The sequence below is a fragment of the Azospirillum sp. OGB3 genome (assembly GCF_014192915.1).
Lineage (GTDB): Bacteria > Pseudomonadota > Alphaproteobacteria > Azospirillales > Azospirillaceae > Azospirillum.
In genome coordinates, this window is sequence record NZ_JACHYN010000004.1 from 154,825 (window position 1) to 168,561 (window position 13,737).

General features: G+C 66.3%; 14 protein-coding genes. 4 read left to right on the top strand and 10 right to left on the bottom strand.

What is annotated here, in order from left to right:
- Positions 1 to 14 precede the first annotated feature (14 nt).
- Genes napA through FHW79_RS11005 form a run of 3 tightly spaced genes read left to right on the top strand, consistent with a single transcriptional unit; the run spans position 15 to position 3,688 of the window.
- Entirely contained in the window at positions 15 to 2,507 is a 2,493-nt protein-coding gene (gene napA / locus FHW79_RS10995; protein WP_183178956.1) for a periplasmic nitrate reductase subunit alpha, read from the top strand.
- 15 nt (positions 2,508 to 2,522) lie between these two features.
- A complete protein-coding gene (locus FHW79_RS11000; RefSeq protein WP_183178957.1) occupies positions 2,523 to 3,005 on the top strand; it encodes a nitrate reductase cytochrome c-type subunit in 483 nt (160 codons plus the stop codon).
- Complete coding sequence (locus FHW79_RS11005) at positions 3,002 to 3,688, top strand: cytochrome c3 family protein (protein WP_183178958.1); 687 nt, start codon at positions 3,002 to 3,004, stop codon at positions 3,686 to 3,688. The genes FHW79_RS11000 and FHW79_RS11005 overlap by 4 nt, the downstream gene beginning before the upstream one ends.
- Before the next feature lie 206 nt (positions 3,689 to 3,894).
- Here FHW79_RS11005 and FHW79_RS11010 read toward each other — a convergent pair whose 3' ends face one another.
- The 9 genes from FHW79_RS11010 to cyoA form a co-directional block, all read right to left on the bottom strand.
- Positions 3,895 to 4,179, bottom strand: coding sequence for an HU family DNA-binding protein (locus tag FHW79_RS11010; RefSeq protein WP_014241890.1), 285 nt, complete (start codon positions 4,177 to 4,179; stop codon positions 3,895 to 3,897).
- A 205-nt stretch (positions 4,180 to 4,384) separates the two neighbouring features.
- The gene (locus FHW79_RS11015) at positions 4,385 to 4,738 is read right to left on the bottom strand and encodes a hypothetical protein (RefSeq protein WP_014241891.1); all 354 of its coding nucleotides are present in this window, start codon (positions 4,736 to 4,738) and stop codon (positions 4,385 to 4,387) included.
- Positions 4,739 to 4,864: 126 nt separating this feature from the next.
- Complete coding sequence (locus FHW79_RS11020; protein WP_183178959.1) at positions 4,865 to 5,398, bottom strand: response regulator transcription factor; 534 nt, start codon at positions 5,396 to 5,398, stop codon at positions 4,865 to 4,867.
- A complete protein-coding gene (locus tag FHW79_RS11025; protein ID WP_348984110.1) occupies positions 5,388 to 6,662 on the bottom strand; it encodes an ATP-binding protein in 1,275 nt (424 codons plus the stop codon). The genes FHW79_RS11020 and FHW79_RS11025 overlap by 11 nt, the downstream gene beginning before the upstream one ends.
- Positions 6,663 to 6,847: 185 nt before the next feature.
- Positions 6,848 to 7,582, bottom strand: coding sequence for an SURF1 family protein (locus FHW79_RS11030; RefSeq protein ID WP_348984111.1), 735 nt, complete (start codon positions 7,580 to 7,582; stop codon positions 6,848 to 6,850).
- Entirely contained in the window at positions 7,579 to 7,995 is a 417-nt protein-coding gene (gene cyoD, locus FHW79_RS11035) for a cytochrome o ubiquinol oxidase subunit IV (RefSeq protein WP_183178961.1), read from the bottom strand. Before cyoD ends, FHW79_RS11030 begins: the two co-directional genes overlap by 4 nt.
- A complete protein-coding gene (cyoC, locus tag FHW79_RS11040) occupies positions 7,992 to 8,627 on the bottom strand; it encodes a cytochrome o ubiquinol oxidase subunit III (protein ID WP_035679814.1) in 636 nt (211 codons plus the stop codon). Before cyoC ends, cyoD begins: the two co-directional genes overlap by 4 nt.
- Positions 8,628 to 8,630: 3 nt before the next feature.
- Positions 8,631 to 10,637 carry a cytochrome o ubiquinol oxidase subunit I gene (cyoB, locus tag FHW79_RS11045; protein ID WP_183178962.1) on the bottom strand — a complete coding sequence of 669 codons (2,007 nt, stop codon included), beginning with the start codon at positions 10,635 to 10,637 and terminating at the stop codon, positions 8,631 to 8,633.
- Positions 10,638 to 10,650: 13 nt separating this feature from the next.
- Positions 10,651 to 11,838, bottom strand: coding sequence for a ubiquinol oxidase subunit II (gene cyoA / locus FHW79_RS11050; protein WP_183178963.1), 1,188 nt, complete (start codon positions 11,836 to 11,838; stop codon positions 10,651 to 10,653).
- 210 nt (positions 11,839 to 12,048) lie between these two features.
- Between cyoA and FHW79_RS11055 the strand changes: the two genes are divergently transcribed.
- Positions 12,049 to 13,356 carry an MFS transporter gene (locus FHW79_RS11055; protein ID WP_014241899.1) on the top strand — a complete coding sequence of 436 codons (1,308 nt, stop codon included), beginning with the start codon at positions 12,049 to 12,051 and terminating at the stop codon, positions 13,354 to 13,356.
- Between the two features lie 31 nt (positions 13,357 to 13,387).
- Here FHW79_RS11055 and FHW79_RS11060 read toward each other — a convergent pair whose 3' ends face one another.
- The gene (locus FHW79_RS11060) at positions 13,388 to 13,735 is read right to left on the bottom strand and encodes a type II toxin-antitoxin system RelE/ParE family toxin (RefSeq protein WP_183178964.1); all 348 of its coding nucleotides are present in this window, start codon (positions 13,733 to 13,735) and stop codon (positions 13,388 to 13,390) included.
- Positions 13,736 to 13,737 lie beyond the last annotated feature (2 nt).

Below are 13,737 nucleotides of genomic sequence, written 5' to 3' on the forward strand. Positions count from 1 at the left end.
GGGGGAGGAAACCCATGCTTGACCGGCGGGATTTCATCAAGGCGCAGGCGGTTGCGGCCGCCGCGACGGCGGGGGGCATCAGCCTGCCCGCCATGGCCCAACCATCCATGGTGGCGGGCGAGGACGCCCAGCTCACCTGGTCCAAGGCGCCTTGCCGCTTCTGCGGCACCGGATGCAGCGTCATGGTCGCCACCAAGGACAACCGCGTCGTCGCCACCCACGGCGATATGCAGGCGGAGGTCAACCGCGGCCTGAACTGCGTGAAGGGCTATTTCCTGTCCAAGATCATGTACGGGCAGGACCGGCTGACCCAGCCGCTGCTCCGTATGCGCGACGGCAAGTACCACAAGGATGGCGAATTCCGCCCGGTGTCCTGGGACGAGGCCTTCGACGAGATGGCCCGCCAGTGGAAACGAGTGTTGAAGGAGAAGGGGCCGGACGCCGTCGGCATGTTCGGGTCCGGCCAATGGACGATCTGGGAGGGCTACGCCGCGTCTAAGCTGATGCGCGCCGGCTTCCGCACCAACAACCTGGACCCCAACGCCCGCCACTGCATGGCGTCGGCCGCCGTGGCCTTCATCCGGACCTTCGGCATGGACGAGCCGATGGGGTGCTACGACGATTTCGAACACGCCGACGCCTTTGTCCTCTGGGGCTCCAACATGGCGGAGATGCACCCCATCCTGTGGACCCGCATCACCGACCGGCGGCTGGCCCACAATCATGTGAAGGTGGCCGTCCTCTCGACCTTCGAGCATCGCAGCTTCGAACTGGCCGACATCCCGATGATCTTCGAGCCGGGGACCGATCTGGCCATCCTGAACTACATCGCCAACCACATCATCCAGAGCGGGCGGGTGAACAAGGCGTTCATCGAGAAGCATTGCAGCTTCCGCCTGGGACAGAAGGACATCGGCTACGGCCTGCGCCCCGAAAGCGTGCTGGAGGTGCGCGCGGCGAACGCCAAGGACCCGACCGATTCCAAGCCCATGAGCTTCGACGAGTTCGCCACCTTCGTCAGCGACTACACGCTGGACAAGGTGGCGGAGCTGAGCAAGGTGCCGAAGGAACGGCTGCTGGCGCTCGCCGAGATGTACGCCGACCCGAAGACCAAGGTCATGTCGCTGTGGACCATGGGCTTCAACCAGCACGTCCGCGGCGTGTGGGTGAACCATATGGTCTACAACATCCACCTGCTGACCGGAAAAATCTCGGAACCGGGAAACAGCCCCTTCTCGCTGACCGGCCAGCCCTCGGCCTGCGGCACGGCGCGCGAGGTCGGCACCTTCGCCCACCGGCTGCCCGCCGACATGCAGGTGACCAACCCCACCCACCGCTCCCACGTCGAGGAAGGCTGGAAGATCCCCAAGGGCCTGCTGCCCGGCAAGATCGGCTATCACGCCGTTCTGCAGGACCGGATGCTGAAGGACGGTAAGCTCAACGCCTACTGGATCATGGTCAACAACAACCTCCAGGCCGCACCCAACAGCGACAACGAGACCTATCCCGGCTACCGCAATCCGGAGAATTTCATCGTCGTCTCGGACGCCTACCCGACGGTGACCGCCGCCGCCGCCGACCTGATCCTGCCCGCCGCCATGTGGGTGGAGAAGGAGGGCGCCTACGGCAACGCGGAGCGGCGGACCCATTTCTGGCACCAGCTCGTCAACGCGCCGGGCGAGGCGCGCTCCGACCTCTGGCAGCTCATGGAGTTCTCCAAGCGCTTCACCACCGACGAGGTGTGGCCTAAGGAAATCCTGGATGCCAATCCGGACTTCCGGGGCAAGACCCTGTTCGACGTGCTGTTCCGCAACGGCAACGTCGACCGCTTCCCGCTGTCGGAGGTGAACCCCGCCTACGAGAACCGGGAGTCGAAGGCGTTCGGTTTCTACGTGCAGAAGGGGCTGTTCGAGGAATACGCCGCCTTCGGGCGCGGCCACGGCCACGATCTGGCGCCCTTTGACACCTATCACGAGGTGCGCGGGCTGCGCTGGCCGGTGGTCGAGGGCAAGGAGACGAAGTGGCGCTACCGGGAGGGGCTTGACCCCTATGTCCCCAAGGGCGAGGGGGTGCGCTTCTACGGAAACCCGGACGGCAAGGCCAACCTGTTCGCCTTCCCCTACGAACCCCCGGCGGAATCGCCGGACAAGGACTTCGACCTCTGGCTGGTCACGGGGCGCGTGCTGGAGCACTGGCACTCCGGCTCGATGACCATGCGGGTGCCCGAACTCTACAAGGCCATGCCGATGGCGCTGGTCTACATGCACCCGGACGACGCGCAGGCGCGGGGGCTGCGCCGCGGCTCGGAGGTCAAGGTGATGTCGCGGCGCGGCGAGATGCGCACGCGGGTGGAGACGCGCGGGCGCAACCGGCCGCCGCGCGGGGTGGTCTTCGTGCCCTGGTTCGATTCGGCGCGCCTCATCAACAAATGCACGCTCGACGCCACCGACCCGATCAGCAAGCAGACGGACTTCAAGAAGTGCGCCGTCAAGATCGTGGCCGTCTGAGGGAGGACCGCAACCATGCGCCGCCATCTCATGCTCGCGCTGGCCGCGGCCCTGCCCTGCCTCGTGCCCGCCCTGCTCGCCGCCCAGGGAACCGGACAGGTCCGGGAGCCCTTCCGCCCGCCGATCCAGTTCACCGACGAGGACCCGGCCCCGCCGATCCCCGCCGACGTCACGGACGACCGGCGGGTCGCCCGCAACTACCCGGAACAGCCGCCGGTCATCCCGCACAACATCCGCGATTATCAGATCAGCCTGAACAACAACCAGTGCCTGACCTGCCACAGCCGCCAGTTCACCGGCGCCACCCAAGCGCCGATGATCAGCATCACCCATTACGTCGACCGCGAGGGCCAGACACTGGGCGCCGTGGCACCGCGCCGCTATTTCTGCACGCAGTGCCACGTCCCCCAGACCATGGCCCAGCCCATCGTCCCGAACACCTTCAGGGACATGGACAGCCTCATCAGCCGCCCGTCGGACGGGGGTGACCGGCGATGAAGCTGCCCGAATTCCTGCTGCGGCCCTGGCGGATCATCGCCGGGCCCAGCCGCTACCTCAGCCTCGGCTTCCTGACGCTGGGCGGCTTCCTGGCCGGCGTGATGTTCTGGGGCGGCTTCAACACCGCCCTGGAGGTCACCAACACCGAGAAGTTCTGCACGAGCTGCCACGAGATGCGGGACAACGTGTTCGAGGAGCTGAAGACCACCATCCACTTCACCAACCGCTCCGGCGTGCGGGCGACCTGCCCGGACTGCCATGTCCCGCACAACTGGACCGACAAGATCGCCCGCAAGATGCAGGCTTCGAAGGAGGTCTGGGGGAAGATCTTCGGCACCATCGACACCCGCGACAAGTTCGTGGAGAAGCGGCGCGAACTGGCCGAGCACGAATGGGCGCGGCTGAAGGCCAACAACTCCCTGGAATGCCGCAACTGCCACAGCGCGGAGTCGATGGACATCACCAAGCAGGGCGCGCGGGCGGCCCGCATCCATCAGCAATACTTGTTCAGCGGACAGCGGACCTGCATCGACTGCCACAAGGGCATTGCCCACCGCCTGCCGAACATGGACGGCGTGCCGCCGGGCTGGAGCGAGGCGTCCACGGGTGCGGGCAGCGACACGGACGACCCGCTCGGCCGCTGGCTGGCCGACGCGACGCCGGGGCCGGCGAACCCGCATTGACGGGGTAATAAAATTCCCTCTCCCCTCTGGGGAGAGGGTTAGGGTGAGGGGGTTGCGCGTGGCAGTGCGTCCGGCACAAGCGCATCCTCCCCACCCGCCCGCTTCACGGGTAACCCTCTCCCCGCTTTCAGCGGGCCAAAGGTCCACCTGTCACGTCACCACAAACTTGCTGTTTGCGCGTGAGCGGAGGGGAGAGGGCAGGCAACTTACTCGGCCTTGCCGTTGACGGCGTCCTTGAGGGCCTTGCCGGCGGAGAACTTCGGCGCCTTGGAAGCGGCGATCTTGATCTCCGCGCCGGTCTGCGGGTTGCGGCCCGTGCGCTCGCCGCGCTCGGCGATCTCGAACTGGCCGAAGCCCGGCAGCTTGACCGTCTCCCCCTTGACCAGCGCGTCCTGCAGGCTCTCCAGAACCGCGTCCAGCGCCTTGCCGGCGTCGGCCTTCGTGCCGCCCAGCTTGCCGGCGATCGCGTCGATGAGATCGGCCTTCGTCATTCCCAAATTCCCCTTGTTCGTGGCGGAACCCCAGCATGTTCCAGGGCTCCAGGCGCCTCTGACCTACCCTGACGGACGGCGGCGCGCAAGATGCTCCCGCCCGGAATCGACCGGGCGCGACGCTGTGACCCGCAAAAAGTCGGCGATTCCCGCCATTCCGGCGGATTCGTCTATGCCGAACAGGCGAGTCCTTCCCCGACCGAGGTCAGTTGACCAGGGCAGCCTTGACCAGCACAGCGGCGCTTTCCGTGGTGTCGCGCTTGTCCAGCTTCTTGGCGACCTCCTCGATCTCGGCCACCGGCATGACCCGGCGGGCCTGCTTGGCGGCGGTGACGAGGCGGCGCTGCGCGAGACGGACCTGGTCGCCCAGTTCGGTCAGCGTCTGGTAAGCCTTGCGGCGGGCCTGGGTGTCGATGCTGCCGCTCGTCTCGGTCGCGCGTTCGGTCGCAGCAGCCAGATCCTTGCACGACTGGAGGTACGTGGAGATGGCGTCCGTCAGAAGACGGCGGGCCTCGGTCCGCGGATCGGAGGGGCTGCTGCTCGACGTGGAAAGAGACACTTCACACTGCTCCTTGCTGCTGCGTATGACACACGACTGTAACAGGCCGTGAAAAATGGGCGGAGTGACCGCCATTGTCCAGCGGCCTTGCGCATCCTTTGACCGACTGGACAGGGGAAAGCCGCTTCAGGGGACCTGCTTCTTCTCCAGCTTGCGGGCCAGGGTGCGCCGGTGCATGCCCAGGCGGCGGGCGGTTTCGGAGATGTTGAAGCCGGTTTCCGCGAGGGTTTCGTGGATGCGCTCCCACTCCAGCGTCTTTAGCGAGGTCGCCCGTGCGCCCAGCGCGATGGAGGGGTCGCCCTCCGTCCGCTCGAAGGCCGCCTCGATGTCGTCGGTGTTGGAGGGCTTGGCGAGGTAATGGCACGCGCCCAGCTTGATCGCCTCGACCGCCGTGGCGATGCTGGCGAAGCCGGTCAGGACGACGATCCGCGTTTCCGGGTCGCTGGCGTGCAGTTCCCGCACGCATTCAAGGCCGGAGCCGTTGCCCAGCTTCAGGTCCACCACCGCGTAGGCGAAGGGCACGGTGTCCAGCAGAGCCCGCAGCCCGTCCAGGCTGTCGCACCAGTAGACCTGATAGCCCCGACGCTCGAAGGAGCGGCGCAGGACCTTGGCGAAGGCGGCGTCGTCCTCCACCAGGACGAGGGAACGGTCAGTCTCCATGGTTCTCTCCCGCGGACAGGGCGGCGAGCGGCAGGGTCATGGTGACGCAGGCGCCGCCGCCTGGGCGGTTGCGCGCGGCGACCGAGCCACCGAGCTTGCGCACCACGTTGACCACCAGGAAGAGGCCAAGCCCGCCGCCGGGCCGTCCCTTGCTCGACCGGTAGGGTTTGCCGAATTCGGCAAGCATCCGCTCCTCGAAGCCGGGGCCGGCGTCGTTGACGGTGAGGACGAGGCTGTCCCCCTGCCGCCCGGCGGCGATGCCGACCCAGCCGGGCGACACTTCAAGCGCGTTGTCCAGAACGTTGAAGATCACCTGCTTCAGCGCGAGGTCGGAGATGATCCCCTCCCGCGAGCGGACGCTGTTGTCGTAATCGACGCAGGCGGGGGACCGGCTGGCCTTCCACTCCTCCACCAGATCGTCCAGGAAGGCGGTCACGGTGGTGCGCAGCGTCCCCTCCCCCCGCGCCTCGCCGGAGGACAGCAGGATGCCCGACACGATGGCCTTGCAGCGGTCGATCTGGTTCTGCATCTCGGCGATGTCCTCGGCCATGTCGGGGTCGCCCTTGACCACCGGCATCCGCCGCCAGTCGTTCACGATCACCGACAGGGTGGCGAGCGGCGTCCCCAGCTCATGCGCGGCGCCGGAGGCGAGCAGGCCGAGGCGCACGATGTGGTCCTCCTCCATGGAGCGCTGGCGCAGGTCGGCCAGATGGGCGTCGCGGGCGCGCAGGTTGCGGGTGATCTGGGTGATGAAGGGGACGATCAGGCTGGCCGTCAGCACGAAGCACAGGAACATGCCCTGGATGTGCAGGCCGAGCAGCAGCCCCTCCAGCCCCGGCGGCAGGGCCAGCGGGCGGTAGGCGCCGATCAGGAACGTGAAGCAGGCCGTGGCGACCAGGACCAACGCCCAGGCCGACCACGCCTCCAGCAGCACAGCCCCCAGCGTGATCTGGAGCAGGTAGAGCGAGATGAAGGGGTTGGACGCGCCGCCGCTGAGGTAGAGCTGCACCGTCAGCGCCGACACGTCGATCAGCAACTCCAGGAAGAGCTGCGTGTTCGACACCGAGGTCTGGCGGCGCAGATGCAGGACGCTGGCGATGTTCAGCGCGACCAGGAACAGGATCACCGCGCCCATCTGGTCGAGCGGCAGGGTGATGCCCATCCGGTAGTGCACGATCAGGATCGTGATCACCTGTCCGGCGACGGCGAGCCAGCGCAGTTGCACCAGCAGGAACAGGTTCTTCTTGTCGGTGGTGTCGCGCACGGAAAACGTCTGGCCCTTCGCCGGCTTCCTTCGGTCCCCATTCATATGGGCACGATGCCTCGGCTTGGCAGCCTTGCCCCGAACTTCGGGTGGCTTCGATAGCACAAAAAAAGCCGGGCGAAAGAGTCCGCGAGGAACCCCTTTCCAGGCGGCGAAAAGACCATGAAGAAAAAGAGCTTATTTCTTCAACCGCGGCGGCGCCATTCACTGCGCGCGACATAGATGGCGGCGGCGATCAGCATGAGATCCAGAGCGAACCACGTCAGCGCATAGACGAGGTGGTTGTTCGGGAACTTCAGGACGGTCAGCCCGCCGACCGGAGAACCGCCCGGCGGGCTGGCCTCGGCATCGATGAAATAAGGGGCCGCCTCCGTCACGCCGCGGGCGGCGGCGATGGCCGCCACGTCGCGGGAGTACCAGCGGTCCTGCGCCGGATCGTTGGAGCGCAGGAAACCGCCCCCCGGCTCCGTCACCCGCAGCAGGCCGGTGACGGTGGTGTCCGCGTCGGTCAGCCCCTCGGCGCGGCTGTCGGGGCTGCGCCGCTCGGGCGGAACGAAGCCCCGGTTGACCAGGACGGTGAAGCTGCGGTCGGTGTGGAACGGGGTGAGCACCCAGAAGCCGCCGCCCCGCTCGGTCACCGCCTGGACCAGGGTTTCCTTGTCGTTCAGGAAACGCCCGGTGACGCTGACCCGCCGGTATTCCTGGCTGGCCGCCGTGACGGCGGGCCAGTCCTCCGGACCGGGGGCGGGAACGGGCGCGGCCCGCGCCCGCTCCTCCACCCGCTGGATCAGGTCCAGCTTCCAGAAGAGCCGCTCGACCTGCCAGACGCCGAGCGACGTGAAGACGGCGACTCCCGCCAGCGCCAGAACGCCGAGAAGGATCAGCCCCCGGCGCGGGCGGTGGGTCGCCGTGCCGGTCACGGCAACTGGCTCGGGTCGTGGATCGGCATCATGTTGGTGTTCAGGTGGTACATCACCCACAGCGAACCGGCCAGCATGATGACCACGACGATCAGCGTGAAGATCAGCGACAGCATGGTCCACCCGCCTTCCGCACGTCCGTTCATGTGCAGGAAGAAGATCATGTGGACGACGACCTGGACGGCGGCCAGAGCCATGATCGCCATCGCGGTCATGTTCTTGTCCAGGATCGTCCCGTCCATGACCAGCCAGAAGGGAATGACCGTCAGGATCACCGACAGGACGAAGCCGATCACGTAGCTGCCGAGCGTCCCGTGGGCGTGCCCGTCGTCCCCATGGCCGTGGTCGTGATGGCCCGCCCCGTGATGGACGGCCCCGTGATGACCAGAATGATGTTCGGCGTGAGAACTCATCGCAGCATTCCCATCAGATAGACGAAGGTGAAGACGCCGATCCAGATGACGTCCAGGAAGTGCCAGAACAGGCTGAGGCACATCAGGCGCCGGCGGTTGGCCGGGATCAGGCCGCGCTTGTTGACCTGCACCATCAGCGTCACCAGCCAGACGAGGCCGAAGGTGACGTGCAGGCCGTGGGTGCCGACCAGCGTGAAGAAGGACGACAGGAAGGCGCTGCGCTGCGGGGTCGCCCCGATGTGGATCAGGTGGGCGAACTCGTACAGCTCGATCGCCAGGAAGGCGGCGCCGAACAGGCCGGTCACCGCCAGCCAAAGCTGGGTCTGCGACACCCGCCCCTTCTCCATCGCCAGCATGGCGAAGCCATAGGTGATGGAGGAGAAGAGCAGCATGGCGGTGTTCAGCGCCACCAGCGGCAGGTCGAACAGATCCTTGGGCGCGGGCCCGGCGGCGTAGTTGGCGCCGAGAACGCCGTAGGTCGCGAACAGCACCGCGAAGATGAGGCAGTCGCTCATCAGGTAGATCCAGAAGCCCAGCATGGTGCTGGAGCCTTCGGGGTGCGCGTGCTCGTCCACCACGTGGAACACCGGAGCTTGGCTGCGGGGCCGCTCGGCTGTCAGGGTCGTGCTCATGCTTTACACCTGCCCGGAGAGGAGTCGGGTCCGCTCGTTCTCGGTCCGCACCACCACGTCCGCGGGGATGTGGAAGTCGCGGTGATAGTTGAAGGTGTGGTGGATGGCCGCCGCCAGCAGGGCGACGAAGCTCACCGCCGCCAGCCACCAGATGTACCAGACCAGGGCGAAGCCGAGGACCACGCTGATCCCGGCCAGGATCACGCCGGTGCCGCTGTTGCTGGGCATGTGGATCGCCTTGTAGCCGCCCAGCGGACGCTTATAGCCGCGCTTCTTCATGTCCCACCACGCGTCGTTGTCGTGGATCATCGGGGTGAAGGCGAAGTTGTAGTCCGGCGGCGGCGAGGAGGTCGCCCATTCCAGGGTGCGGCCGTCCCACGGGTCGCCCGTGCGGTCGACCAGCTCACGGCGCTTCCAGACGCTGACGGCGATCTGGAGGAGGAAGGCGCCGATGCCCGCGGCGATCAGAACGGCGCCGACGGCGGCGATCTGGAACCAGATCTGCAGCGACGGGTCCTCGAACACGCGCAGGCGGCGGGTGACGCCCATCAGGCCCAGGACGTAGAGCGGCATGAAGGCGACCCAGAAGCCGATCACCCAGCACCAGAAGGACACCTTGCCCCAGAAGGGGTCGAGGCGGAAGCCGAAGGCCTTGGGCCACCAGTAGTAGATGCCGGCGAACAGGCCGAACAGCACGCCGCCGATGATGACGTTGTGGAAGTGGGCGATCAGGAACAGGCTATTGTGCAGGACGAAGTCCGCCGGCGGAACGGCCAGCAGAACGCCCGTCATGCCGCCGACCACGAAGGTCAGCATGAAGGCGACGGTCCACATCATCGGCAGTTCGAAGCGGATGCGGCCGCGGTACATGGTGAACAGCCAGTTGAAGATCTTCGCACCCGTCGGGATCGAGATGATCATCGTCGTGATGCCGAAGAACGAGTTCACGCTGGCGCCCGACCCCATGGTGAAGAAGTGGTGCAGCCACACCAGGTAGGACAGGATCGTGATGACCACCGTCGCGTAAACCATGGAGGTGTAGCCGAACAGCTTCTTGCCCGAGAAGGTCGAGGTGACTTCGGAGAAGATGCCGAAGACCGGCAGGATCAGGATGTAGACTTCCGGGTGGCCCCAGATCCAGATCAGGTTCACGTACATCATCGGGCTGCCGCCGAGATCGTTCGTGAAGAAGTTCGTGCCGACGTAGCGGTCCAGCGACAGCAGGACCAGCGTGGCGGTCAGGATCGGGAAGGAGGCGACGATCAGCACGTTGGTGCAGAGCGACGTCCAGGTGAAGACCGGCATCTTCATCATGGTCATGCCGGGGGCACGCATCTTGACGATCGTGCAGATCAGGTTGATGCCGGACAATGTTGTTCCGACACCGGCGATCTGCAACGCCCAGATGTAATAGTCAACACCCGTTTCAGGGCTGTAGGCGATGTTGGACAGCGGCGGATAGGCCAGCCAGCCGGTGCGCGCGAACTCGCCGACGAACAGCGAGACCATGATCAGCACCGCGCCGCCCACCGTCATCCAGAAGCTGAAATTGTTCAGGAACGGGAAGGACACGTCGCGGGCGCCGATCTGCAGCGGCACCACGTAGTTCATCAGGCCCGTGACGAAGGGCATCGCCACGAAGAAGATCATGATGACGCCGTGGGCGGTGAAGATCTGGTCGTAATGGTGCGCGTTGAGGTAGCCCTCGCTGCCGCCGAAAGCCATGGCCTGCTGGAGGCGCATCATGATGGCGTCGGCGAAGCCGCGCAGCAGCATGATCAGGCCCAGCACCATGTACATGATGCCGATGCGCTTGTGGTCGACGGTGGTGAACCACTCCTTCCAGAGATAGCCCCACAGCCGGAAATAGCTCAGCGCCGCGACGAGCGCGATGCCGCCCAGCACGACCGCGACGAAGGTCGCGACCACGATGGGCTCGTGATAGGGGAAGGACTCCAGGGTCAGACGCCCGAAGAGCGGGTGGGTGGCGACGGTCGATGTGTCGATCATGGCGGTGGGCCGCTCAAGGATTGGCCGTCAGCCGCGGCCCGAACGCAGGGGCGGACGCGGAGATCGGCGTGATGGACGAGCGCGGCAGACCCGCGCCAGAAATGGGGCCGGACATCGGGGACTCGTCGGCGGGAGCGTTCAGCACGCCCAGCGACGACTCGACGGCGCGGCCGGTCAGCTCCTCGGTCGAGCAGATGCCCGCCACATAGACCGGAACCGGGCCGAGAACGGCGGTGCCGCGGCGGGACAGCTTGTCGTGCATCAGCGGCATCACGTTGTCGATGCCGGCCAGCCCGAGGCCGCCCTTGGCGTCGATGGCCATCATGTCGTGCATGCACATCTTGCCCGGCTCGACGCACATCCCGACGATGGCCTTGAACAGGCCCGAGTCGACGGCGCCGTAGCGGCGCACCGGCTCGTTCTCGCTGGGACGCTCGAGCTGGAGGTAGCCGTCGCGGTCGAGCTTGCCGCCGCCCGCCTTGATGTCCGCCACCCACTTGTCGAAGCCGTCGGCGGCCAGACCGTGGAAGGTGAAGCGCATGTGCGAGAAGCCGGCGCCGCTGTAGTTGGCGGAGAAGCCCTTGTAGCTGCCCGGTTCGTTGATGACGGCGTGCAGCTTCGTCTCCATGCCGGCCATGGCGTAGATCTGCCCGGCCAGCGCGGGGATGTAGAAGGAGTTCATCACCGTCGAGGAGGTGATGTTGAAGCGGATCGGCCGGTCCACCGGGGCGGCCACCTCGTTCACCGTGGCGATGCCGTATTCCGGGTAGATGAACAGCCACTTCCAGTCGAGCGCCACGACGTTGACGTCGAGCATCTTGGTGTCGGCCGGGACCGGGCGCCCGGCGGCGATGCGGTCGAGCGGGCGGTAGGGGTCGAGCAGGTGGGTCGCCATCCAGGTGAGGGCGCCCAGGCAGATGATGATGAGCAGCGGGGCCGCCCAGATCACCAGCTCGAGCTGCGTCGAATGATCCCAATCCGGGTCGTACTGGGCCGTGTTATTCGACTGGCGGTAGCGCCATGCGAACAGCACCGTCAGCACCATCACCGGAATGATGATGAGAAGCATCAGGAGGGTGGAAATGGTGATGAGGTTGGCCTGTTGGCTCGCCACGTCGCCGGACGGGCTCATCACCACAAGGTTGCAGCCACTCAAAACCGCCATCAGCGGCAGGAGGGCCAAGGCGCGGAAACGGGTCAAGGCAGGACCTGTCAGCAGGGGTTCGCTTTGGATTTGGGCGAAGAGCTAACCCCCACGGGCCGGGTCGGACATTGGACAATTTGTCCAATGCGCCGCAATTCCGCGCCGCCATTGACGCACATCAAGGCAATGCGTCCATGGGCGTGGCAGAATGCCGTTGCGGTGCCTATTTAATTCCCTCTGACGCAATTGCCAGACGGTGGGGGGACCATGGGATCATCGACCACGGCGACCGAACGGGACGCAAGGCTGGTCAATGCCCGCGACCACCGGGTGAATCCCGGTGAAATCGCGATTGGCGTCATCATCGGACGGACGTCCGAATTCTTCGATTTTTTCGTTTATGCCATCGCTTCGGTGATCGTCTTCCCGAAGCTGGTCTTTCCCTATCTTGACCCGCTCACCGGAACGTTGTGGTCCTTCGCGATTTTCGCGCTGGCCTTCGTCGCCCGCCCGGTGGGCAGCATGCTGTTCATGGCCATCGACCGCGCCCATGGACGCGGCGCAAAGCTCACCCTCTCCCTGTTCCTGCTGGGCACCTCGACGGTCGCCATCGCCTTCCTGCCGAGCTACGAGCAGATCGGCGCGGCGGCGATCTGGCTGCTGGCGGCGGCCCGCATCGGCCAGGGTCTGGCGCTGGGCGGCGCCTGGGACGGCCTCGCCTCGCTGCTGGCGCTGAACGCGCCGGAGAGCCGCCGCGGCTGGTACGCGATGATTCCGCAGCTCGGCGCCCCCATCGGGCTGATCGTGGCGAGCGCCCTCTTCGCCTATTTCGCCGGCAACCTGTCGGCGGAGGATTTCTTCAGCTGGGGCTGGCGCTACCCGTTCTTCGTGGCCTTTGCCATCAACGTGGTGGCGCTGTTCGCGCGGCTGCGCATCGTGGTGACGCCGGAATACACCCACCTGTTCGAAAGCCGCGAGCTTCAGCCGGTGCCGGTGACCGAGATGCTGCGCAACGAGGGCATGCGCGTGGTCCTGGGCGCCTTCGCCCCGCTGGCCAGCTTCGCGCTGTTCCACATGGTCACCGTCTTCCCGCTGTCCTGGATCTTCCTCTACACGCAGGACACGCCGGCGGACTTCCTGCTGATCGAGGTGGTCGGGGCCTTCTTCGGCCTGGGGGCCATCATCGCCTCCGGCTGGATCGCCGACCGGATCGGCCGCCGCACCCTGCTGGGAAGCTGCGCCGCAGCCATCGCGGTGTTCAGCGGCGTTGCGCCCCTGCTGCTGAACGGCGGGCCGCTGGGCGAACTGGTCTTCATGATCGTCGGCTTCGTGATCCTGGGCCTGTCCTTCGGCCAGTCGTCGGGCGTGGTCACGTCGGGCTTCACCCAGCGCTACCGCTACACCGGTGCCGCCATCACCTCGGACCTCGCCTGGCTGTTCGGGGCGGGCTTCGCGCCGCTGGTGGCGCTGGTGCTGTCCGCCAACTACGGCCTGTTCTCGGCCGGCGCCTATCTGCTGTCGGGCGCGGTCTGCACATTGCTGGCCCTGTGGCTCAACAAGACGCTGGCCAAGTGACCTGAGCGAGCGGTTGGAAACCGGACCGGCCTCATCCTTGCGGGATGCGGCGGTCCGGTTCCATCTTTTCATGCAGAAGGCGAAGAACCACAACCACCGGCGGCTCGCCGGCCTGCTGGTCCATGGCGTAATAAAGCGTGTGGGCCGCAGCACCGCGCCGGCCGGCGGCATGGTCCAGATGGAAGGCGCGCAGGCCCGGCACAATGCGCCCACGGTCCCAGGAACCGCCCCTGACAGGGTCTGCGGCAACCATCTCGACCGCCCTGGCGATCAAGGCCTTGTAAATATCCCTCTGCTGCGCGCCGAACCGTTCCCTGGTTTCCCGCAAGACCATTCCAAAGTCCCGCTTCGCCGCATCAGTGACGCGGTAGGCGACCACCG